General features: G+C 66.2%; 17 protein-coding genes and 4 pseudogenes. 11 read left to right on the forward strand and 10 right to left on the reverse strand.

Annotation, left to right across the window (positions count from 1 at the left end; genetic code table 11):
* Positions 1-11: 11 nt before the first annotated feature.
* The 3 genes and pseudogenes from A5658_RS27530 to A5658_RS28760 all read left to right on the forward strand — a co-directional run bounded on the left by A5658_RS27530 (position 12) and on the right by A5658_RS28760 (position 2697).
* On the forward strand, positions 12-1004 hold the full coding sequence (locus A5658_RS27530) for an Ldh family oxidoreductase (RefSeq protein WP_197503110.1): 993 nt from the start codon (positions 12-14) through the stop codon (positions 1002-1004).
* Positions 1005-1305: 301 nt separating this feature from the next.
* Positions 1306-1665 (forward strand): annotated as a pseudogene (locus tag A5658_RS29365) (Gfo/Idh/MocA family oxidoreductase); the annotation flags it as partial.
* Positions 1666-1845: 180 nt separating this feature from the next.
* Positions 1846-2697 (forward strand): hypothetical protein, encoded by an 852-nt coding sequence (locus tag A5658_RS28760; RefSeq protein WP_231997300.1) that lies wholly within the window; start codon positions 1846-1848, stop codon positions 2695-2697.
* 121 nt (positions 2698-2818) lie between these two features.
* On the opposite strand, the gene A5658_RS12750 is transcribed toward A5658_RS28760, so the two are convergent.
* Both A5658_RS12750 and A5658_RS12755 read right to left on the reverse strand, forming a co-directional pair.
* Positions 2819-3475, reverse strand: coding sequence for a dTMP kinase (locus A5658_RS12750; protein ID WP_067335062.1), 657 nt, complete (start codon positions 3473-3475; stop codon positions 2819-2821).
* Between the two features lie 129 nt (positions 3476-3604).
* Positions 3605-3748 (reverse strand): metallothionein, encoded by a 144-nt coding sequence (locus A5658_RS12755; protein WP_067335113.1) that lies wholly within the window; start codon positions 3746-3748, stop codon positions 3605-3607.
* 115 nt (positions 3749-3863) lie between these two features.
* On the opposite strand from A5658_RS12755, the gene A5658_RS12760 reads away from it, so the two are divergent.
* Positions 3864-4517 (forward strand): O-methyltransferase, encoded by a 654-nt coding sequence (locus tag A5658_RS12760; RefSeq protein ID WP_067335065.1) that lies wholly within the window; start codon positions 3864-3866, stop codon positions 4515-4517.
* 4 nt (positions 4518-4521) lie between these two features.
* Here the strand turns inward: A5658_RS12760 and A5658_RS28765 are convergent.
* The 3 genes and pseudogenes from A5658_RS28765 to ilvD all read right to left on the reverse strand — a co-directional run.
* Positions 4522-5064: pseudogene (locus tag A5658_RS28765) on the reverse strand (MMPL family transporter); the annotation flags it as partial.
* Positions 5065-5067: 3 nt separating this feature from the next.
* Positions 5068-5934 (reverse strand): annotated as a pseudogene (locus A5658_RS28770) (nitronate monooxygenase); the annotation flags it as partial.
* Between the two features lie 15 nt (positions 5935-5949).
* On the reverse strand, positions 5950-7653 hold the full coding sequence (ilvD, locus tag A5658_RS12770) for a dihydroxy-acid dehydratase (RefSeq protein ID WP_067335068.1): 1704 nt from the start codon (positions 7651-7653) through the stop codon (positions 5950-5952).
* Positions 7654-7852: 199 nt separating this feature from the next.
* On the opposite strand from ilvD, the gene A5658_RS12775 reads away from it, so the two are divergent.
* From A5658_RS12775 to A5658_RS12785, 3 genes are all read left to right on the forward strand, one after another.
* Positions 7853-8143 carry a metal-sensitive transcriptional regulator gene (locus A5658_RS12775; RefSeq protein ID WP_067335117.1) on the forward strand — a complete coding sequence of 97 codons (291 nt, stop codon included), beginning with the start codon at positions 7853-7855 and terminating at the stop codon, positions 8141-8143.
* Positions 8144-8187: 44 nt separating this feature from the next.
* Positions 8188-9426 (forward strand): MFS transporter, encoded by a 1239-nt coding sequence (locus tag A5658_RS12780; protein WP_369830518.1) that lies wholly within the window; start codon positions 8188-8190, stop codon positions 9424-9426.
* A 128-nt stretch (positions 9427-9554) separates the two neighbouring features.
* Positions 9555-10631, forward strand: coding sequence for an Ig-like domain-containing protein (locus tag A5658_RS12785; RefSeq protein WP_067335075.1), 1077 nt, complete (start codon positions 9555-9557; stop codon positions 10629-10631).
* Between the two features lie 19 nt (positions 10632-10650).
* Here A5658_RS12785 and A5658_RS12790 read toward each other — a convergent pair whose 3' ends face one another.
* Positions 10651-12636: a M13 family metallopeptidase gene (locus A5658_RS12790; protein ID WP_067335079.1), complete on the reverse strand. Its 1986-nt coding sequence runs from the start codon at positions 12634-12636 to the stop codon at positions 10651-10653.
* A 132-nt stretch (positions 12637-12768) separates the two neighbouring features.
* Between A5658_RS12790 and A5658_RS12795 the strand changes: the two genes are divergently transcribed.
* Positions 12769-13395 carry a hypothetical protein gene (locus A5658_RS12795; RefSeq protein WP_067335082.1) on the forward strand — a complete coding sequence of 209 codons (627 nt, stop codon included), beginning with the start codon at positions 12769-12771 and terminating at the stop codon, positions 13393-13395.
* Entirely contained in the window at positions 13392-14081 is a 690-nt protein-coding gene (locus tag A5658_RS12800; protein ID WP_067335085.1) for a hypothetical protein, read from the forward strand. Before A5658_RS12795 ends, A5658_RS12800 begins: the two co-directional genes overlap by 4 nt.
* Here A5658_RS12800 and A5658_RS12805 read toward each other — a convergent pair.
* Genes A5658_RS12805 through A5658_RS12815 form a run of 3 tightly spaced genes read right to left on the reverse strand, consistent with a single transcriptional unit; the run spans position 14078 to position 18014 of the window.
* Positions 14078-14494, reverse strand: a complete 417-nt coding sequence (locus A5658_RS12805) for a CoA-binding protein (protein WP_067335088.1) — start codon at positions 14492-14494, stop codon at positions 14078-14080. The genes A5658_RS12800 and A5658_RS12805 overlap by 4 nt on opposite strands.
* Positions 14494-15024 carry a hypothetical protein gene (locus tag A5658_RS12810; protein ID WP_067335091.1) on the reverse strand — a complete coding sequence of 177 codons (531 nt, stop codon included), beginning with the start codon at positions 15022-15024 and terminating at the stop codon, positions 14494-14496. Before A5658_RS12810 ends, A5658_RS12805 begins: the two co-directional genes overlap by 1 nt.
* Positions 15021-18014, reverse strand: coding sequence for an MMPL family transporter (locus A5658_RS12815; RefSeq protein WP_067335094.1), 2994 nt, complete (start codon positions 18012-18014; stop codon positions 15021-15023). The genes A5658_RS12810 and A5658_RS12815 overlap by 4 nt, the downstream gene beginning before the upstream one ends.
* Before the next feature lie 330 nt (positions 18015-18344).
* On the opposite strand from A5658_RS12815, the gene A5658_RS12820 reads away from it, so the two are divergent.
* Positions 18345-18863 (forward strand): hemophore, encoded by a 519-nt coding sequence (locus tag A5658_RS12820; RefSeq protein ID WP_067335098.1) that lies wholly within the window; start codon positions 18345-18347, stop codon positions 18861-18863.
* A gap of 19 nt (positions 18864-18882) precedes the next feature.
* Here the strand turns inward: A5658_RS12820 and A5658_RS12825 are convergent.
* Positions 18883-19926, reverse strand: a pseudogene (locus A5658_RS12825) (YbhN family protein); the annotation flags it as partial.
* Between the two features lie 109 nt (positions 19927-20035).
* On the opposite strand from A5658_RS12825, the gene A5658_RS12830 reads away from it, so the two are divergent.
* The coding region (locus A5658_RS12830; protein WP_156751435.1) for an AI-2E family transporter at positions 20036-20726 on the forward strand (691 nt) is incomplete at its 3' end.

Below are 20726 nucleotides of genomic sequence, written 5' to 3' on the forward strand. Positions count from 1 at the left end.
CATTAGAGATGGTGACCGAAGGTCTCGCGCGTGCACTCCTGGCGCAGGGCATTATCGAACGAGATGCCAGAATTGCTGCCGAACACATGGTTGAAGGCACCGCACGTGGCTATCTTGGGCACGGGGTCGAGCGTGTCTTGGACATGCTCGATGGCCTACGCGGTGGAACGATCAACGCCAATCCCAATCGCACGATCGTCCGTGAGGGTGTTGCCTTTTCAGTGATGGACGCCGACCACGGGCTTGGTGCCCCGGCGATGGACGAGGCAGTCGTTCGCGCGCGACGGCACGCCAAGCATTGCGGCATTGGGATGGTCGGCGTCGTCAATGCCGGACATATCGGTGTCCTTGGTCCATGGGCAGAAGCCTTGGCGTCGGATGGTTTGTTCGGAGTTGTGATGAGTTCGACCGAGCCTGCTGCGATCATCCCCGGCGGACGCACAGCACTTCTCGGAACCAATCCTGTCGCGTATGCATTCACCACCTCGGACGGACCTGTTTGTGCAGACTTCGCGACCGTCTCAAGCACTCGCAGCCAACTCCTTGCGCACGCATCTGGCGACCTGCCCTTGGCACCAGGAGTGGCTGTTGACGAACACGGTAAACCCACAGTGGACGCCAGTGCCGCGCTGAGAGGAGGGATCCTCCCCCTGGGCGGCGGGCTGAGGGGGACCTGGATCACGTTGCTCGTCTCGCTGCTCGCTGGGCCGGTAATCGGTGCCCCGGCCAACCATGAGGTGACTGGCACGCGCTGGCTAACTGCGCCACCGGCGAAAGGAGACCTACTCGTCGCCATCGACCTCAGCCGGACTGCCGACCACTCTCAGTTCATGGAATCGACCCACGAGTTGTTCGAAGCGATTTCAGCTGACGTGCCGTCGGTGCGTCGGCCAGGGACAGCGGGAATCAGTCGGCGTTCGGAAGCCTTTCGGGTCGGAATCCCAGTGAGTCACCGCCTTGCCGCGCTACTGACTGGCCTTACCGCTGGTGATTCGCAGGCTTAATCACGCTGCGATTCGACGGATTCTGATGCGGGCAGGCGGACAAATTCAACCTAACGAGACGTGAAGTATGGCGTAAAATACCGGAAGAACTTGGTATGCGCAGAATTCCGCGGCTTTCTCGAAACCCTGAAAGCCGAGGTTAGTCCCACGGCTGACGCTAGATGGCCAACATTGGAATGAGACAACTTGGTGGAGGATGGGCGGCTGCTGCCATTACTTCGCGCCAGCGGTGCGGAACTCGCACTCTCAATCCTGCGCCCCTTATCGGGCGTTGTGGGCGGCCTGAAGCCGGGATTCATCTGTGCGTGAGTCACGTCGATACATCGCGTTGGCGGGTATCGGGCCTCACGCTAAGAATAACCACCTTCCGTTATTTGCTGAAGACGCCACAATTCAGCTCGCAGCCGTCGTCGAGCTTCGCAGCCGAGAGGATGACGCGCGCGCCGCTGTTGCGGGTCATCCCGGGTACACACGCTTCATCTGGTGTCCAGACGAAGCTTCATACAACGAGCAGTTGCCACTAGAGGTCAGTAGTTCGTTAGACCGGCTCGTAGATGCAAATCGACTCGATGGGTTAGTCGTCGCAACACATCCGCGTGCTCACGCTGCCTACCTGCGCTGGGCGGCAAGCCGCGGTGTCGACGTTCTCGTCGATAAGCCCGTGACTGCACACCAACTGGTTGATGACCAATCAGCTCGTGACCTAGAACTCGTCTATGACGACCTCCGGAGCTTGTTTGAGGCTAGTTCGGCATCCGCGGCGGTTATGACGTCGCGACGTGCGCACCGTGGTTATTCCTTCGTTAAGGAATACGCTACGACGTTTGGCACGGAGCATGGGGTGCCGTTGACTTCCATCGAAAGCTCGTTCGCCCACGGATATTGGAACATGCCCGACGAATTCTTCATGCGGGAAAATCACTCCTACCGTGACGGCTACGGTGTGTTACTGCACGCTGGTTACCACGCCATCGATACCGTCTGCTGGCTCCTGGACGCCAATGATGCGCTTGGGTACAACGCGGCCTACGACGAGATGCGAGTCTCAACTCGTCACGTCAATGCGGCGGACTTCTTCTGCCAAGTCAACGAGCAAGCGTACGAACTCGCCTTCGGCCCAACGGATGTCGGTCGTTGGATGACACCTGACGCAATCGCGGCCGCCGCGGGGTTCGGGGCGACCGATGTCTGGTTGTTGTTCCAGCGCCGACGATCAGGACGGACTATCACTACAGGAGCGATTCACGTCGGTGAGTCCGCCGTCTGCATGCGCGCGTCTCGGCAGCTGCCGGCAGACACTTACCGTGGAAACGGGCGCGTGACCCGCGACCGCATCACTCTGCAGTTTGGACACCTGCTCGCGATCGAGGCTCGGTCGCGTCGGGGTTTTGGTACGTCAGCGGACGCAGAGGACGGCGTCTTTAGCGTCGATATCATGAGAAATAGCTCCCTGCTCGGAGGAAATGCCGTGGAGCAACACGTGTTTACGGCGCGTGACACAGGGTCCCTCTGCGCCGATGGGCGGCGCGAGATCTTTCGACGCTGGATTGCGCGGCTTGAGACGGGTTCTGAACTTGGCTCACACAGTGATGCGATAAAGCTTCTGTCGGCGGCGGAAAGAAGCATAATCAGGGACCGTTCGGGTCTTCCGGCCGAGGTTCAGGTGCACGTCGATACCGTCACCAATGGCTGACGGCTCACCAGCCGTGGATCAGTTTCTTCGGCGCATTAGATCGCAAACGGCACGATGTGGCCCAAAGCGGTTGGCCCAGTGGACAAACGTGTGGCAGCGCAATTGGCGGCCAGCCGCGTTCTCACGGTTGCATCGTCTTCAGCCGCCCTGACATAACGTCTCGGGTTGCCTCAAGGACTCGGTCTCGTAGGTCGGCGGGAGACGCATCCGCGTCGACGAGAACGACCGGCGCATAGTCCGGTGAGGTGGCCAGGCTTTGCATCTTATCGCGACACTGCTGCAAATATTGCAGGCCTGCGCCTATGCCCTGGTCGCCGCGCTTATCGATGCGCTGTTGCGCGATTTCTGGCGGTAAATCGAGAATCAGATGGAGATCTGGGGTCGGGGCTGATTTCAGAAGCGGAAGCCATGGCGCCATGTCAATGCCCAGTGTGAGCTGAATTGCATGGTGGTCCAGCGTCCACCGATCGGTGACGACCCACGTTCCGGCGGCTATTGCCGGTGCGATCACTGCGGACACGTTGTGCAAAAGCACCAGCGCAAAGTATCCGGCGATCCAGGATTCTCTGGATGGCTTCGCAGCGCTCGGGAAGTTGATTCCTTTCAGCAACGTAAAAGGGGAAAACTGCGGCGATTTCAGCGCCGCTACCGCCTCCACAGATGCGCCTGAGGACCGCAACGACTGCGCGAAGGCACTGACCAATGTGCTCTTGCCGCTGCCGTCGATGCCGCTCACAGCGATGAGGCCGCCGAGTGCCGTACTGTGTGCGGAACTCATGTGGCGTCCTCCCGGCATCCGCAACGATGGCTTTTGAAAATATACTGCCAGCCCGCAACGGGATACAGAGATTGAACTTCGCGGTCGCTGCGAGTCGTCTACGCGAAAGAGGGTGTGCGCTAGCCAGATTTAGCTGGCGACCTCGACCATCTCGTCGCCGCACTTGCAGATGTAGGCGTGGTCGCCTTCGCAGTGGCAGGCGACCTCGATGCGAACCCGGCAACCGCAGCCGTCGTGACCACAGCTCAACAGGGTTCCTGCTTCGTTAGACATCTTCTCCACCTCTCGGGTTGGGGTCGGACATTCCCAATGTATACCCCTGGGGGGTATACGGCAAGGACGATTAATCCGGTGGCGGCTGCCGCCGAAGCCGGGCTACTTTTGACGGATGAGCCAAAACCCCAGCCCCGCCGACGTTGACGAATTCCTGGACGACACCGTGCTGGTCGACGATCCCGTGCTGACCGCCACCCTCGCGGACAGCGACGCGGCGGGCCTGCCGAAGATCGCCGTCTCGTCGCAGCAAGGCAAGTTCCTGAGCCTGCTGGCCGCCGCGATTGGGGCCCGTCGCATCCTGGAGATCGGCACGCTCGGCGGCTTCAGCACGATCTGGCTGGCCCGCGGCGCCGGCCCCGACGGTCACGTCACGACGCTGGAGTACGAGCCCAAGCACGCCGAGGTCGCGCGCGCAAACCTAGACCGCGCCGGCTTGAGCGACCGGGTCGAGGTGCTGGTCGGTGCGGCCCTGGACAGCCTGCCGAGCGTCAAAGGACCCTTCGACTTGGTGTTCATCGACGCCGACAAAGAGAACAACCCCAGCTATCTGGAATGGGCCGTCAAGCTCACTCATTCTGGCTCAATGATCGTGGTGGACAACGTGATTCGCGAGGGCGCGATCCTGTCGCCGGGCGACGACGCCGTGCTGGTCGGGACGCGCAAGGTGCTCGAGTTGATGGGTGAGCACCCGCAGCTCGACACCGCGGTGTTGCAGGTGGTGGGCGCCAAACACTGGGACGGTCTGGCGTTCGCGCTAGTGAAGTGACCGCTCAGCGACGACGCCGAAGCTCTGGCCACCAGCTGTTCTCGCCCAGCAGCGTCGCCAGCGCGGGGACGGTCAGGGTTCGGACGACGAAAGTGTCCAGCAGAAGACCGCATCCGATGATGAGTCCGGCTTGGACCATGATGTCGACTGATCCGATCGTCAGCCCGAACATGCTCGCGGCGAAGATGAGGCCGGCTGACGTGATCACCGATCCGGTGCTGGCAACGGTGCGCAGGACGCCGACCCGCGTGTTGGATGTCGATTCCTCGCGAAGACGCGAGATGACCAGCATGTTGTAGTCGGCACCAACCGCCACCAGCAAGATGAAAGCCAAAAGTGGTACTGGCCAAGCGATTTCATGGCCGAGCCCGAATTGGAACACCAGCACCCCGATGCCCAACGCCGCAAGATAGTTCAACACGACCGTGCTGAGTAGATACAGCGGTGCGACCACGGCGCGCAGTAGCAGAATCAACACGATCCCCACGATCAACAACGTGGCGACGGCGATACGCGTGAAGTCAGCCGAAAGTAGATGCTGCAGGTCTTTCAGCGGCGCCAGCGGTGTGAATACCGGGAGCCGCGGTGACTGAAAACGGATGAGCGCGCCGGCGTCGAAATACCCCAGCACCGCCAGCCAGCGGCCGCCGGCGTTCAATGCGGCGGGCAACGCTTTGGCGGTTCCGTCGCTGCGGCACCACCGCCGTGTGGCGGCATTGGGGATCACGCGATGCCGAAGCGGCCAGCTGAGTCCGAAAAGTGTGGTCTCCATGGTCATTTCGGCGTCGAGGATTCGTCGCTGATAGTCCGGATGCGCATTGGCCTCACGCGTCATGAGGAACCGCGTTTCGGCGACGACGCCGTCGGCTCCGATGTCCAGCGCCCGGCGAGTGTCGGCTCCAGCGGCGATGCCGCCGGCGACGAAGACGGGCCGTCGGTCGGCCACCGCTCGCACGCGTGGCAAAAACTCAAGTGCGGGCACGGTTCCGACCAAATGGCCCCCCGCCTCTCGTCCCTGGGCGATCAAACCGTCAGCGCCCCAACCGATTGCCTGCCGCGCTTGAGCTTCGGTACCGACCATCACAAAGACGAAGATTCCGGCAGCGCGCAGATGCTCGACGACGCCGCGGTCGCCGCCGAAGGCCACCACCACAACCTCGACGCGCTCGTCGACGCAGACCGCGATGTGGCTGCGACGGGCGAAGTGCATCAACAGGTTCACCGCGACAGCGCGGCCCGGGGCCTCGTCGCGAACGTGCTTGATCGCCTCTCGCAACTGACCGGGACCCGCCAATCCCAGGGTGCCCAGGCCGCCCGCTTTCGCCACCGCTGCGGCCAGCGGCCCGCCGGCCAGACCGCCACCCATGCCGGCCTGAGCGACCGGGACGTCGATGCGAAGTCGATCCGCGATGTCCACGACTGCGGCCGTGCGTCAGCCGCAGATCGCCCCGTTGGCCGCCGAGCCGACCAGCTTGACGTACTTGGCCAGCACACCGGAGGTGTAGCGCGGCGGTAACGGGGTGAAACCCTCACGACGCGAAGCGAATTCGTCGGCGTCGACCAATACGTCGAGGGTGCCATTGGCGACGTCGAGCCGGATCCGGTCGCCGTCGCGCAGGAACGCGATCGGTCCGCCGTCGGCCGCCTCGGGGGCGATGTGCCCGACGCACAAGCCGGTGGTGCCGCCGGAGAACCGGCCGTCGGTCAACAGCAGCACGTCCTTGCCGAGGCCGGCGCCCTTGATCGCGCCGGTGATCGCCAGCATTTCGCGCATGCCCGGGCCGCCCTTGGGGCCTTCGTAGCGGATGACCACCGCGTCTCCGTGGGTGATCGTGCCGTCTTCCAGGGCGTCCAGCGCTGCTCGCTCACGCTCGAAAACCCTTGCGGTGCCTTCGAATACATCGGAGTCGAAGCCGGCCGACTTGACCACCGCGCCCTCGGGTGCCAGCGACCCGTGCAGGATGGTGATCCCGCCGGTGGGGTGGATCGGGTTGTCCAGCGCGCGCAGCACCTTGCCGTCCGGGTCCGGAGGGGCGAGGTGCGCGAGGTTCTCGGCCATCGTCTGACCCGTCACGGTCAGGCAATCCCCATGCAGCAGACCGGCATCCAGTAGCGCCTTCATCACCACGGGCACACCGCCGATGTGATCGACGTCGAACATCACGTGCTTGCCGAACGGCTTGACGTCGGCCAGGTGCGGCACCTTGGCGCCGATGCGGCTGAAGTCGGCGAGTGACAACTTCACGTCGGCCTCATGGGCGATGGCCAGCAGGTGCAGCACCGCGTTGGTCGAGCCGCCGAACGCCATCACGACCGCGATGGCGTTCTCGAAGGCCTCCTTGGTCAAGATGTCGCGGGCGGTGATGCCGCGGCGCAACAGGTTGATCACCGCCTCACCACTGCGGCGCGCATACCCGTCGCGTCGGCGGTCCGTGGCCGGGGGAGCGGCGCTGCCCGGCAGCGACATGCCGAGCGCCTCGGCGGCACTGGCCATGGTGTTGGCGGTGAACATGCCGCCGCAGGCGCCCTCACCGGGACAGATGGCCCGCTCGATCGCGTCGACGTCCTCGCGCGGCATCAGGCCGCGGGCGCAGGCGCCGACCGCTTCGAAGGCGTCGATGATCGTCACGTCGCGCTCGGTGCCGTCGGACAACTTGGCGCGACCCGGCAGGATCGAGCCTGCGTAAAGGAAGACGGCGGCCAGGTCGAGCCGCGCTGCGGCCATCAGCATTCCGGGCAGCGACTTGTCGCAGCCGGCCAGCAGCACCGAGCCGTCCAGTCGCTCGGCCATCATCACGGTCTCGACGCTGTCGGCGATGATCTCGCGCGACACCAGCGAGAAATGCATGCCCTCGTGGCCCATCGAGATGCCGTCGGACACCGAGATCGTGCCGAACTCAAGGGGATAGCCCCCGGCGGCGAACACGCCTTCCTTGACGGCCTTGGCCAGCCGGTCCAGCGACAGGTTGCACGGCGTGATCTCGTTCCACGACGAGGCCACCCCGATCTGCGGCTTGGCGAAGTCGTCGTCGTCCATGCCTACCGCCCGCAGCATCCCGCGCGACGCGGCCTTTTCCAGGCCGTCGGTGACCTCGCGACTGCGAGGTTTGATGTCGATCGAGCTGTTGTCCGCCATGGCGTAAGTATTGCGCGCCGTTGCAGGTCGGCCAAAATCATTAAATACCCCCTCGGGGTATATGCGCCGACAGGCTAAAATGTGCGTTTACCAGGGTGGCGTGGCGCGCAGCTGGCCTGATCGTTGACAATGGTGACAACACCGGCGCCGTCGCGATGGCCCGAGCACGATCTTCACGACCAGAATGTTGGAGGGGCAGATGGCACCCACACACGGCTATTCGTCGCAGAAAGACAACTACGCCAAGCGTTTACGGCGTATCGAGGGCCAGGTGCGTGGCATCGCCAAGATGATCGAAGACGACAAGTACTGCATCGACGTCCTCACCCAGATCAGCGCGGCCAACAACGCACTGCAGTCGGTGGCACTGAATCTGCTCGACGAGCATCTCGGACACTGCGTCACCCACGCGGTGGCCCAGGGTGGCACCGAGGCCGAGCAGAAGCTCGCCGAGGCGTCGGCGGCCATCGCGCGCCTCGTCCGGTCCTGATCTTTGACGGAATGCTTGCCACGCGTGGTTGAGTAATGGCCGTGGTGCCTGCTCGTACCGCCGAAGGGCGAACCGCTACCAGCGGGCCCTGGACTCCGAAAATTGCCCTGCAGCTGGCTGTGCTGGCCGCGGCGGCCTTTACCTATGTCACCGCCGAGCTGCTGCCGGTCGGCGCGCTGCCCGCGATCGCGCGCGACCTGCACGTCAGCATTCCGATGGTCGGCACGCTACTGGCCTGGTACGCGCTGGTCGCCGCCGTCACGACGATCCCGATGGTGCGCTGGACCGCGCACTGGCCGCGCCGCCGTGCGCTGCTGCTTTCGCTGATGTGCCTGACCGCGTCGCAGCTGATCTCCGCGCTGGCGCCCAACTTCGTCGTCTTGGTCTGCGGTCGGGCCCTGTCGGCTGTCACCCACGGCCTGATGCTCTCGGTGATCGCGCCGATCGCCACTCGGCTGGTCCCGTCGAGTCATTCCGGACGCGCGACCACGTCGATCTATGTCGGCATCAGCTTGGCGGTCGTGGTCGGCAGCCCCGTGACGGCCGCGATGAGCCTGGCGTGGAACTGGCGGGTCGCCGTCGCGGCGATAACCGCATTGGCCGCCGCGGTGACGCTGGCCGCCTGGGCCGTCCTGCCGCCGATGACACTGCGTGACGACCAGCTGGCGTCGGTCGGCCGCGGCGCTCGGCATCACCGAAACCGGCGGCTGGTGATCGTGAGCCTGCTCACCATGATCGCGGTCACCGGCCACTACATCTCGTTCACCTTCATGGCGGTGATCATCCGCGACGTCGTCGGTATTCGCGGACCGGATATCGCCTGGTTGTTGTCCATCTATGGCATCGCCGGCCTGCTGGCGATGCCACTGGTGGCCCGGCCGCTAGATCACCACCCGCGGGTCGCGGCGATCAGTTGCATGGTCGGTCTGTACGTGACGCAGCTCGTGTTGACCATGTTGACCTTCCACCGGCTGCCCGCGTTGGCGACGGCCCTGGTCGGCGTCGTCACCATCGCGTTGTGGGGCGCCTTCGCCAACGCCGTGTCGCCGATGCTGCAGGCTGCGGCGATGCGAGCCGGCGCCGACGATCCCGACGGCGCGTCCGGCCTGTATATGGCGGCTTTCCAAGGGGGCATCATGGCCGGCTCGTTCGCCGGCGGCCTTTTTTACGAGCACGGTGTGCTGGCGATGTTCGCCGCGTCGGCGGCTCTTATCGGCATCGGAGCGGCCGGAATGACGTTCGTGAGGCACCTGTTCGACGGGCCTGTGACAAACCAGCGCTAGTTGGCAGAAACCCCAGGTCGAGGGCCTGCGTGAAACCCTCGGCCCTACTTAACGGTGATCGCTGGATTAATAGTCGGGCGCCGCGCTGCGGCATACTGGCGTCTGATCCGTGACTTGGAGGGAATCAAATGTCGCGCTTGCCCAAGGGTCCTCTGGCCGCAGCATGCGGCGCAGTGGGGGTGGTTGCTGCGCTGATGATGGGAAGCGGCCTGGCGCTCGCCGACCCGGAGCCACCGCCGCCGCCCGCACCCGGAGTGGATGCCCCTGCACCGCCGCCGCCCGGCGACCCGGCACCGCTGCCGCCCCCGCCCGCCGACCCGCTGGCAGGCCCGCCGCCCGTGCCCGCGCCACCGGCTCCCGGTGCGCCCGCGCCCGGTGACCCGGCCGCCACTGTTCCGGGGGCAACCGTTCCCGGGGCAACGGTTCCGGGGGCGACCCCGGCCGCCGCGCCGTCCGGCCCGGTGGTGGGACAGAACCCGGAGCCGTTCACCGGCCCGCCGCCGTTCGTCCCGCCGACCTTCAACCCGGTGAACGGCTCAACCGTCGGCGTGGCCGAACCGATCATCATCAACTTCGCCCGGCCGATCGCCGACCAGCACATGGCCGAGCAGGCCATTCACGTGTCGTCGACGCCGCCGGTGTCCGGCAAGTTCTACTGGCTGACCCCCAGCCAGGTGCGCTGGCGTCCGCTCAGCTTCTGGCCCGCCCACACCGCGGTGCACGTCGACGCGGCCGGCACCCAGAACAACTTCGTGACCGGTGACGCGCTGCAGGCCACCGCCGACGATGCGACGCACCAGTTGATCATCACGCGCAACGGCACCGTCGAGCAGACCTTCCCGATGTCGATGGGCATGGCTGCCGGCGGACACCAGACGCCGAACGGCACGTACTACGTGCTCGACAAGAAGGCCAAGGTCGTGATGGATTCGTCGACCTACGGTGTTCCGGTCAACTCGACCTACGGCTACAAGGTGGACGTCACGGACGCCGTGCAGTTCGACAACAGCGGCGACTTCGTGCATAGCGCGCCGTGGTCGGTGGCCGACCAGGGCAAGCGCGATGTCAGCCACGGCTGCATCAACATCAGCCCGACGAACGCGAAGTGGTTCTTCGCCAACTTTGGTGCTGGCGACCCGATCGTCGTGAAGAACTCCGTCGGCACCTACAGCAAGAACGACGGCTCCAACGACTGGCAGCTCTAACTAGCTTTTCGCGGCTGTTCTAGTTCCAAATGCGAACGCGCCGCGCAGGATCGAGGTACAGCTCGTCGTCCTCGGTGACGCCGAACGCCTCGTGGAACAGATCGAGGTTGCGGATCACGCCGTTGCAGCGGAACTCCGGCGGTGAATGCGGGTCGATGGCCAGCCGCCGAATCGCCTCGGCCTCACGGGATTTGGTGCGCCACACCTGCGCCCAGCCGTAGAACACCCGCTGTACGCCGGTCAACCCGTCGATCACCGGCGCTTCCGCGCCCTTGAGCGACAGCTGGTAGGCGAGCAGCGCGATCGACAACCCGCCGAGGTCGCCGATGTTCTCGCCGACGGTGAACGCACCGTTGACGTGATACGAGGCGTCCAGGCCCCGCGGCGTGAAGACCTCGTACTGGTCGATCAAAGCCTTTGTCCGCAGCCCGAATTCGGCCCGGTCGTCGTCGGTCCACCAGTCGACCAGGTTGCCGTCGCCGTCGTACTTGGCGCCCTGGTCGTCGAAGCCGTGGCCGATCTCATGGCCGATCACCGCGCCGATGCCGCCGTAATTCGCGGCGTCGTCGGCCTCGGCGTCGAAGAATGGGGGCTGCAAAATCGCTGCGGGGAACACGATCTCGTTCATCCCCGGGTTGTAGTACGCGTTGACGGTCTGCGGCGTCATGAACCACTCGTCGCGGTCGACCGGCCCGCCCAGCTTGGCCAGGTCGCGGTCGTACTCCACCGCATAGCCACGCTGGTAGTTGCCGTACAGGTCGTCGCGGGCAATGACCAACGCGGAGTAGTCGCGCCACTTCGCCGGATAGCCGATCTTCGGGGTGAACTTGTCCAGCTTCTCCAGTGCCCGCTTCCGGGTCTCCGGCGTCATCCACTCCAGGTCGGTGATGCTGACGCGGTAGGCCTCGCGCAGGTTGGCAACCAGCTCGTCCATCCGGGCCTTGGCGTCCGGCGGGAAATGCCGTTCGACGTAAAGCCGGCCGACAGCGTCGCCCATCAGGCCCTCGACCAGCGCGACGCCGCGCTTCCACCGGTCGCGCAGCTGCTCGGTGCCCGACAGCGTGCGCCCGTAGAACGCGAAGTTCTCGTCGACCAGGTCGTCGGTCAGCATCGACGCCCGACCGCTGATCACGCGCCAGCGCAGCCAGCGCCGCCAGTCCTCGATGTCCTCGCTCTCCCACAGCGACGCGAACGCAATCAGGGCGTCGGGCTGGCGCACGACCACTTCCGCGGCTTGCCCGCCGGAAGCGCCCAGAGCGTGGAACCACATTGGCCAGTCGAAACCGGTTGCCTTGGAACGTAATTCGTCGAAGGTGAACAGGTTGTAGGTCAGGTCGGCGTCGCGGCGCTTCACCACGTCCCAGTGGGCGGCGGCGATCTTGGTCTCCAGCGCGACGATCTGCACGGCGGTCGCCGCCCAGTCGCCGTCGTGCTCGCCGTAGACCAGCGCGAACATCCGCGCGATGTGCTTCGGGTACTCGGCGAGGATCGCCGCATGCTGCGGATCGCGGTAGTAGGACTCGTCGGGCAGCCCGAGCCCGGACTGGTTCAGGTGAATGAGGTAGCGGGTGGAGTCCTTGGAGTCGGTGTCGACGTAGAGGCCGGTGCCGCCGCCGATGCCGGTGCGCTGCAGCTCGCCGAGCTCGGCCGCCAGCTCGGTCTTCGTCAGCGCGGCGTCGACGCCGGCGAGCTCGTCGAGCAGCGGGCGTACGCCCAGGCGGGCAATGGTGCCGGTGTCCATGAAGCTGGCGTACAGGTCGCCGATGCGCTGGGGGTCGGTGCCGTCGGCGCCCTTTGACGCGGCGGCCTCGGTGATGAGGTCGCGGACCTGCTCCTCGGCGCGGTCGGCCAGCGACCGGAACGCCCCGTCGGTGGCCCGGTCGGCCGGGATCGCGTGGTCCGCCAGCCAGCGACCGTTGACGTGACCGAACAGGTCGTCTTGGGGGCGGGCAGCGTCGTCGACATAGCTCAGGTCGAGGCCCGAGCGAATAGCTTCTACCGTCACGCGTCCATTCTTACCGGAGCGCCCGGGTCTGTCCGATTAGCCCGCGAGCGTGACGGCTCAGTCACAGCGGGTGACGACCGTGACTGCGGCGTCACGACGGCACGGCGCAGTCGCCCGGCTAGGCTCACGCTCATGCCCGACGACGAGCAGACCGAGCCCACGGACGACACAGCCGAGCCCGACCAGACGTCGACCGACGACACCAGCGGCCGGATGTTCTCGCCGTATGGCATCGCCTCGGCCGTGCTGGGCGCGCTGTGCGTCGCCGCGATCGCGCTGGGCGTGGTGATCTGGACCGACCACCGCGACGACGCCGACGAGCTCTCCTACCAGACCCGGGCCATGCAGGCCGCCGCCGACTGGACCGGCGTGCTGATCAACATGAACACCGACAACATCAAGCAAAGCCTGCAAAAGCTGCACGACGGCACCGTCGGCGAACTCAACGCCGACTTCGAATCGTCGATCCAGCCGTATCAACAGGTGGTCGAGCGGCTGCAGTCACGCAGTCGCGGCGAGGTCGAGGCCGTCGCCTTCGAAGCCGTGCACCACGACCTGGACGCTCAACCGGGTGGCCCCAAGCCTTCCGCGCCATTGCCGGCCGGTATCGCGCGCCGCAGCGACACCGTCATGGTGGTGGCCACCTCGGTCAGCGAAAACGCCGGCGGCAAGCCGACGACCGTGCACTGGAATCTGCGGCTCGGGGTGTCCGACGTCGACGGCAAGCTGATGATCTCGCGGGTGGAGTCCATCCGATGAGAAACGCTTGGCGGGTACTGGCTTTCGACATCGCGGCGCCGCTAGCCGCGATCGCCGCGCTACTGGCGATCGGGTACGTGCTGACCTGGCCGGCGTGGTGGGTGTCGCTGTGTTCGGTGCTGATTCTGCTCATCGTCGAGGCCGTGGGGGTGAATGTCTATCTGCTGCGCCGTGATTCGGTCACGGTCGGCACCGACGACGACGCGCCCGGCCTGCGCCTCGCGGTGGTCGCCTTGACGACCGCGGCCGTCGTCGCGGCGGTGGTCACCGGATATCGGCACTGGGCGACGCCGGACCACAACCTCAAAGTCGACTCGGCGGAGGTGGTCCGCATCGCCGTCGACGTGTCCCAGGCGACCGCGACCTTCTCGCCGTCCGAGCCGATGGCAGCCATCGACAAAGCGGCCGCGATGATGGTGCCCGAGCAGGGCGCTACGTTCAAGGAGCAATTCGGCAAGGTCACAACGGATTTGGCGCACCGCAACATCACCGCGACCGCGGCGACGATGTCTGCCGGCGTCGAGGCGATCGGACCCACCGCGGCCGCCGTCGCGGTGGTCATGCGCGCCACCCAGAACGAGCCGGGCCAGCCGCCCGACAACGCGGTGCTGGCACTACGGGTGACGCTGACCAAGCAGGGCGGTCACTGGCTGGTGCTCGGCGTCTCGCCGCTCAACCCGCGCTAGCGAAGCCGGGCGTGCTCGACCATCAGGCAACGGTCCATGACCACCTGCAGGCCGGCCGCTTCGGCCTTGCGACCCACCTGGTCGTGCCACAAACCCTCTTGCAGCCACAGGGTTTTCGGGTGCGGTGTCAACGCCAAAACATCGTCCAGTACCGACGGCAGATCGTCGCGGCGGCGGAACACGTCGACCATGTCGGGGATCACCGGCAGGTCGGCCAAGCGCGAAAACACCTGTGCGCCATCGATTTCGGTGATCATCGGGTTGACCGGAAAGACTTGGAACTGGCCGGTTCTGACGAGATAGGTGTAGATCTCGTTGCTGGGCCGAGTCGGTTTGTCCGACGCGCCGACGACGGCGATGGTCCGCGTCTCGGCCAGGATCTGCCGCAGGGTCTGATCGTCGGGGTTGGCCATCAGTGGCGGCGCGGTGGCCGCTGCGGGGCCGGCTGCGGCGGCGGTTCGTGGGAACGGGCCTTGGCGAAACGATCCGATAGCCGGCGCATCCGGATCATCAGCGACGCCGACGGGCTGGTGCTCGCCTCCAGGTAGGAGCGGAGTTCGTCGTCGGGCACACCGATTCGGGACGCGAACTCGGGCAGCTTGAGGCCGGACCGTTCGATCAGGACCCGCACATGGCGCGACACCTCGTTGCGCTCGTTGGCCTCGAGGTGGGCGCGGGCGCGGTCAAGGACCTCGGCGAGGGCCTTGGAGATGCCGTAGGGGTGCGAGCTTTCCAGCACCTCTTCGACCTGCCGCGCGGTGCGACCGTAGGGGTCACGCTTGATCGCCACCGCGATCTGCTTCCAGGTGGCGATGTCGCCACCTTCCAGCGCCTGACGGATCGCTGAGGTCGGCCAGAATTCGACGGGCCGGTCGCCGTTGCGGGGGCGGGCCGGCGGCCGGTGCGGCGCCTGACCATGGCGTCGGTCCGCTGCCAACGTCACCTCGCCTCCTCCAACATCGCCACCGCTACGGCCAGGCAGCGTTGCCTGACACTTTCCCAGTCTGCCTTCGTATCGGACTCGGGCCAACCATCGTTATCAACATCCGACGGATGAGGGTCAGCGAGGCGACGAACCAACTGGCTAGCGATCCATTGCCGCCGAGATGATTGACCAGAGTAATACCTGTCCATCCCGGCCAGCACGACCGCGGCATTCTCGGCGTCCATCGTGTCCACCAGCTCAGCAAAGTCGGCGTAGTCCCGGCTGCTGTTCCGGCTCATGATCAGGTAACCCTTGAGCCGCAGCGTCTCGGCGCCGGTCGGGATCTGCAGCCGGTCGCCGGTCGGCAACTGGACATGCGTGGTTTCCACCGGGCTGCGCCGCTCGAACCGCGGCTGCTCGGCTTCATCGTCTGCGGCCTGCGCCGCGAGGGCATCCAACGCGACCGCGAGCCGTCCCCGCCACAGCGTGACGGGGTGAACGGGTCGTATCGCGCGCGGCGCCGCCCGGCCGGCGCTGCCGCGGTGCGACAGGTTGCCCACGAACTTGCGGGCCGCCGACTGGGTGCCGTTGTTGCCGTTCGGCGTTCCGATCACCGCCAGCTGGCGGGTGGCGGCGCTGGCGACGTAGGTGCTGTCCTTGAGCTTCGCTGGCTCGCCCTGCCCGCAGCCGATGAAGGCCAGCGGATCGGCGACGGTGATCGCGTCGGGCGCCATGTTCTTCAGCCGGGCCGCGGACTTGAGCACGATTCGCAGGTCGGCGCTCGGCACTGCGGGCGCTGAGATGTTGTCCGGGATCATCAGTACATCGCCGAGATCGACTGCGGGCAAAGGCTTTTCGAAGTCGACCGAGGGCAGGATGCGTTCGAGCCAGGCGGGCAGCCACCAGTTCCACTCGGCGAACACCGCCATCAGCGCGGGCACCAGCACCAGTCGCACCACGGTGGCGTCGACCGCGATCGCCACCGCGCAGGCCACCCCGATCTCGGCCACCAGAGGCATACCGGCGAACGCGAAGCCGATGAACACCGCGATCATGATCAGCGCCGCGCTGGTGATGGTTCGCGCGCTGGTGCTCACGCCGTAGGCCACCGCGTCGTGTGTGTTGCCGGTCTGCAGGAAGCGTTCCCGGATGCGGGTCAACAGGAAGATCTCGTAGTCCATCGACAGACCGAACGTCATCGCCAGCACCAGCGGCGGGACCGTGCTGTCGATCGAGGTGATCGGCGCAAAGCCGAGCTTTTCCAGCCAGCCCCACTGGAAGACGACCACCAGGCTGCCGTAGGCCGCGGCCACCGACAGCATCGTCATCACCACGCCCTTGAGGGCCAGGAACACCGACTGGATCGACAGCAGCAGCATCACGAACGCGATCGCCGCGACGAAGACCAGCACCAGCCATTGGGTCTTGGAGACCTCGTCGTCGAAGTCTTTGATCAGCGCGGTCGGTCCGCCGACACTGACCTCTGCGGTGCCGGTCGCGGCCTGGGGCAGATGGTCGCGCATCCAGGTGATGGTCCGGCGGGCGCCGAGATCTTCGGGGTCCACCGACAGCATCGCGGTAAGCATCGCGCTGCTGTTGTTGTCGGCGAATACCGGCGGGGCCACCGAGAGGATGTTGGGCGACTTGGCGATCTGGTCGCGGATCGCGGCCAGGGTCTGGGTGTGTGTGGCCGACGACGCGTCGCCGTCGGGGAAGCTCACCAGCACCTGCACCGGGCCCAGCGCTCCGGGACCCAGCGCCTCGGAGGCCGCGGACACCCCGGCGCGGATCTCGTGTGAGGAGTTGAACTGGCGAAGCAGGCTGTTGCCCAACACCATTGACAGCGCCGGTATCGCCATTGCCAGCAGCACGGCGGCCGCCGCCGACGCCGACGCCCACGGTCGGTGCATCACCCCGCCGATCCAGTGCGTCCAGAACCGCGACTGCGTGGTCTCGGCGCGACGCGACCAGTGCAGCGCCGCCGAGCGCTTGGCGGCCGAGCGGCCGAACGTCGTCAGCACCGCCGGGGTCATGGTCGTCGACGTCAGCATGGCGACGGCCACCGCGAGGATCGCGCCGGTGGCCATCGACGTCAGCGCCGGAGTATTGATCAGGTAGATGCCGGTCAGCGACGCCACCACGGTCATCCCCGACAGCGCGACGGCCAACCCCGAGGTCGCCATCGCCGCGTCGATCGCCTCCTGCGGCTGGCGTCCGGCGCGCAGTTCCTCGCGGAACCGCATCAGGATGAACAGCGAATAGTCGACGGCCAGCGCGATGCCGAACATCGACACCGTCGACGTCACGAACACCGACATCACGGTGTACGCCGACAGCAGGTAGACCAGGCCCATCGTGATGATCACGGTGATGACGCCCAGCGCCAGCGGGATCGCGGCGGCGGCCAGCGAACCGAACACCGCCAGCAAGACAATCAGGATGATCGGAAGGTTCCACTGCTCGGCTTTGGCGATGTCGTGTTTGGTGTTGGCGGCGGCGGCCGTGCTGAGCGCACCCTGGCCGATCACGTACAGCCTGACTCGGCCGTTCTGCATCTGGCCGGGCCGTTCGCCTTGGACGCCGACCTTGACCCGCAGCTTCTTGGCGGCGTCGCTGGCGCTGTTGTTGGTGGTGCCGTTCAACCGCAGCGACACCACATACGGCCGGTCGGGCTGTGGCGACTGCTGGGTCGGGTTGGGCACCACCACCACGTCGGGCTGCTGCTTGGCGACCTGCTGCAGGAATCCGGCGGCGGCGTTCATGTCCTCGTAGCTGGCGTCCGCGCGCGGGGCCGCAACCAGTGCCAACGGCGACGTGCCCTGGTCGGGGTAGTGCGCCTCGAGCGCGTCGTGCACTTGCAGCGACTGGGATCCGGGCACCTCGAAGCCGCCACCGGTGAGGTGACCCGACTGGGTCAGCACCAGGTAGAGGGCGGGGACCAGCGCCAGCAACCAGCCAGTGAAGACCAGCCAGCGACACCTGCGCAGGCTGCTGCTCAAGCGCATCATGAAGTGCTGGATTTCGGTCTCCCCGCATTCGTTGTCTCGCGCCGACCCGCTGCGCCCGGCTTCGCCGCGCTTGCGATCGCCGACGAGGCGTTGCGTGCCCGCGAGCCTACCCCAGCCAACTGTTTGCCGAGACGGCTTCCGGCTCGCTGAGCTGCAACAACTCCGTAACGGCGTCGATTCCCGCACAGGATTTCCATAGGTGTGACGAGATCCCCGCCCGCGAAGTGGCGACGCCGTCGAATTCGATGGCAGGATGACGACAAGTGCCGGCCTTGGGCCGGCAGTTGTCTGCGGGGCGACGGTCTCCTCGCGAGCGACGAGGAGCTACGAATGACGTCCCTGACTGCGAACGCCGCGACCCTGCGCCGTCGACTGATCGGCGTCCTTGCCGCGACCGGTCTAGGCGGCACCGCCGCCGTTGTCTTGCTGTCAGCGCCGTCGGCCGTCGGTGCGTCCGACCCGTGTGCGGCCAGCGAGATGGCGCGCACGATCAGCAACGTGGCGCGGTCCGCGGGTGACTACCTCGACGGGCACCCGGAGACCAACCAGGCGATGACGTCGGTCATGCAGCAGCCGGCCGGCCCGCAATCGGTCAACTCGCTGAAGGGTTACTTCGACGCAAACCCCAAGGCGGCCAGCGACTTACAGACCATCGCGTCGCCGCTGGCGGGACTGTCCAGCCGGTGCAAGATGCCGATCAGCCTGCCGCAGGTGCTCGGGTTCATGCAGTCGGCGCAGGGCGCGATCCCGGGCGGCGTGCCCGGTGGGTTGCCCGGTGCCGCGCAGGCAGTCTCGGGCACCCAGAACGCGGTGCCGGGCGGTGCCGGCGCCTTCAGCGCGTTCAAGTAAGCCCGTCGACCGCGGCGCGGTCGAGGTGGTTCTCGCTGCGGAACATGAAGAAGAACACCACCCAGCCGATCGCGGCCAGCATCAGCCAGCTGATCAGCCGGTAGATCAGCATTGTCGAGACCGCGCTCGGCAGCGACATCCCGCTCGACACCAGGCTCGGCACCAGAACCGCCTCGACCATCAGTAATCCGCCCGGCATCAACGGGATCGTCCCGACCGCGCGCGCCGCGGCGCAGGCAACTGTCAACCCACCCAGCGATACATGCGACGCGCCCGCCGCGTAGGCGGCGAAAGTCAGGCAGGCGACGTCGGCGAACCGGTTGATCACCGACCAACTGAACGCGGCCGCCAGGTCCCGGCGGCTCAGGCTGACCGATTCCAGTTGGCAGAGCATCTCGCGCCATTTGGCCAACCCGACGTCGGACGGCTTGCCGCGCAACGCGTTGAACCGCGCCAGCACCCGGCAGCCGATGCCCTCGATCAACTCGGGTCGTGACGCCACCGCCTGGGCCAGCAGCAGCAGCGCGACGAAGCCGCCCAACGTGAACAGCAACGAGAACGGGTTGTTTCGAGCGCCGAGGAAGAACGCGCCGCCCAGCCCGAGCAGCGCCAGCCCGACCGCCTGCAGCACTCCCGACATCACCAGCTGCCAGGACGCCACCAACGTCGACGCGCCCCAAAGTCGTTGCTGCCGAAGCAAAAACGTCGCCGCGATCACCGGGCCGCCGGGCAGCGTCGTGCTCACCGAGTTGGCCGCGTAGTAGGCGGCCTCGGATCGCAGCTTGTGTACGGGCACCCCCGCCGAGGCCAGCAGCGTTCGCTGCACCTCGGCGAAGCTGTGCATCAACACGATCGCGGCACCGGCCGAGGCCAGCAGCCACCACCAGTTGGCGGAGTACAGACTGCGCGCGGCTTTGGCTAGCTGATCCCACGCCAGCGCCACCTCGACGGCCAGCACGATCGCCACCACGGCCAGCGTCACCCACCGCAGCCACCAATACCTGCCGCGGGCACGCTCGGGAACCTGGCCATCGACGTTCTTGGCCGGTGCGTCGTGCGACACGGGGTCAGCGTAGCTCCGTAAGTCGCGTCCGGATCGCTGCATGACGCCGGTGTCCGCACCTGGCTTCGTTTGCCGGGCTCTGCGTCGTCGCCCGGCTACGCTGGCCGGTATGCCATCGAAGGCCTCGGCCGATTACGCCGATTCGGTAGAACCGATCGTCCGCAAGACCGCAGCCTGGGCCTGGCGGCTGTTGGTGATCCTGGTCGCCGTCGTGGTGCTGCTCTGGATCGTCAAGCGGCTCGAAGTCATCGTCGTCCCGCTGCTGCTCGCGCTGATGCTGAGCGCGTTGCTGGTTCCGCTCGTCGACGGGCTGGACCGCCGCGGCGCGCCCCGCGGTGGCGCGGTGGCGCTGGTGATGCTGAGCGGCTTCGCGATCCTGGGCGGAATTCTGAGCTTCGTGGTCAGCCAATTCATCGTCGGCGTACCGGATTTGGTGAACCAGGTCACCCGCAGCATCGACACCACCAAGAGGTGGCTGATCGAAGGGCCGCTACATCTGAGCCGCCAGCAGATCGACCACGCCGGCAACTCGGCGGTCCAGGCGCTGCAACACAATCAGGAAAAGCTGACCAGCGGTGCCCTGTCGACCGCGACCGCCATCACCGAAATCATCACCGCCGCACTGCTGATGATGTTCACGTTGATCTTCTTCCTCTATGGCGGTCGCAACATCTGGCATTACGTCACGAAGATGTTCCCGACCGATCATCGGGAACGGGTACGCGCCGCGGGCGGTGCCGGCTTCCGCGCTCTGACCGGCTACGTGCGGGCCACGTTCCTGGTCGCGTTGGTCGACGCGG

It is taken from the genome of Mycobacterium sp. 1245111.1 (genome assembly GCF_001673405.1).
GTDB lineage: Bacteria > Actinomycetota > Actinomycetes > Mycobacteriales > Mycobacteriaceae > Mycobacterium.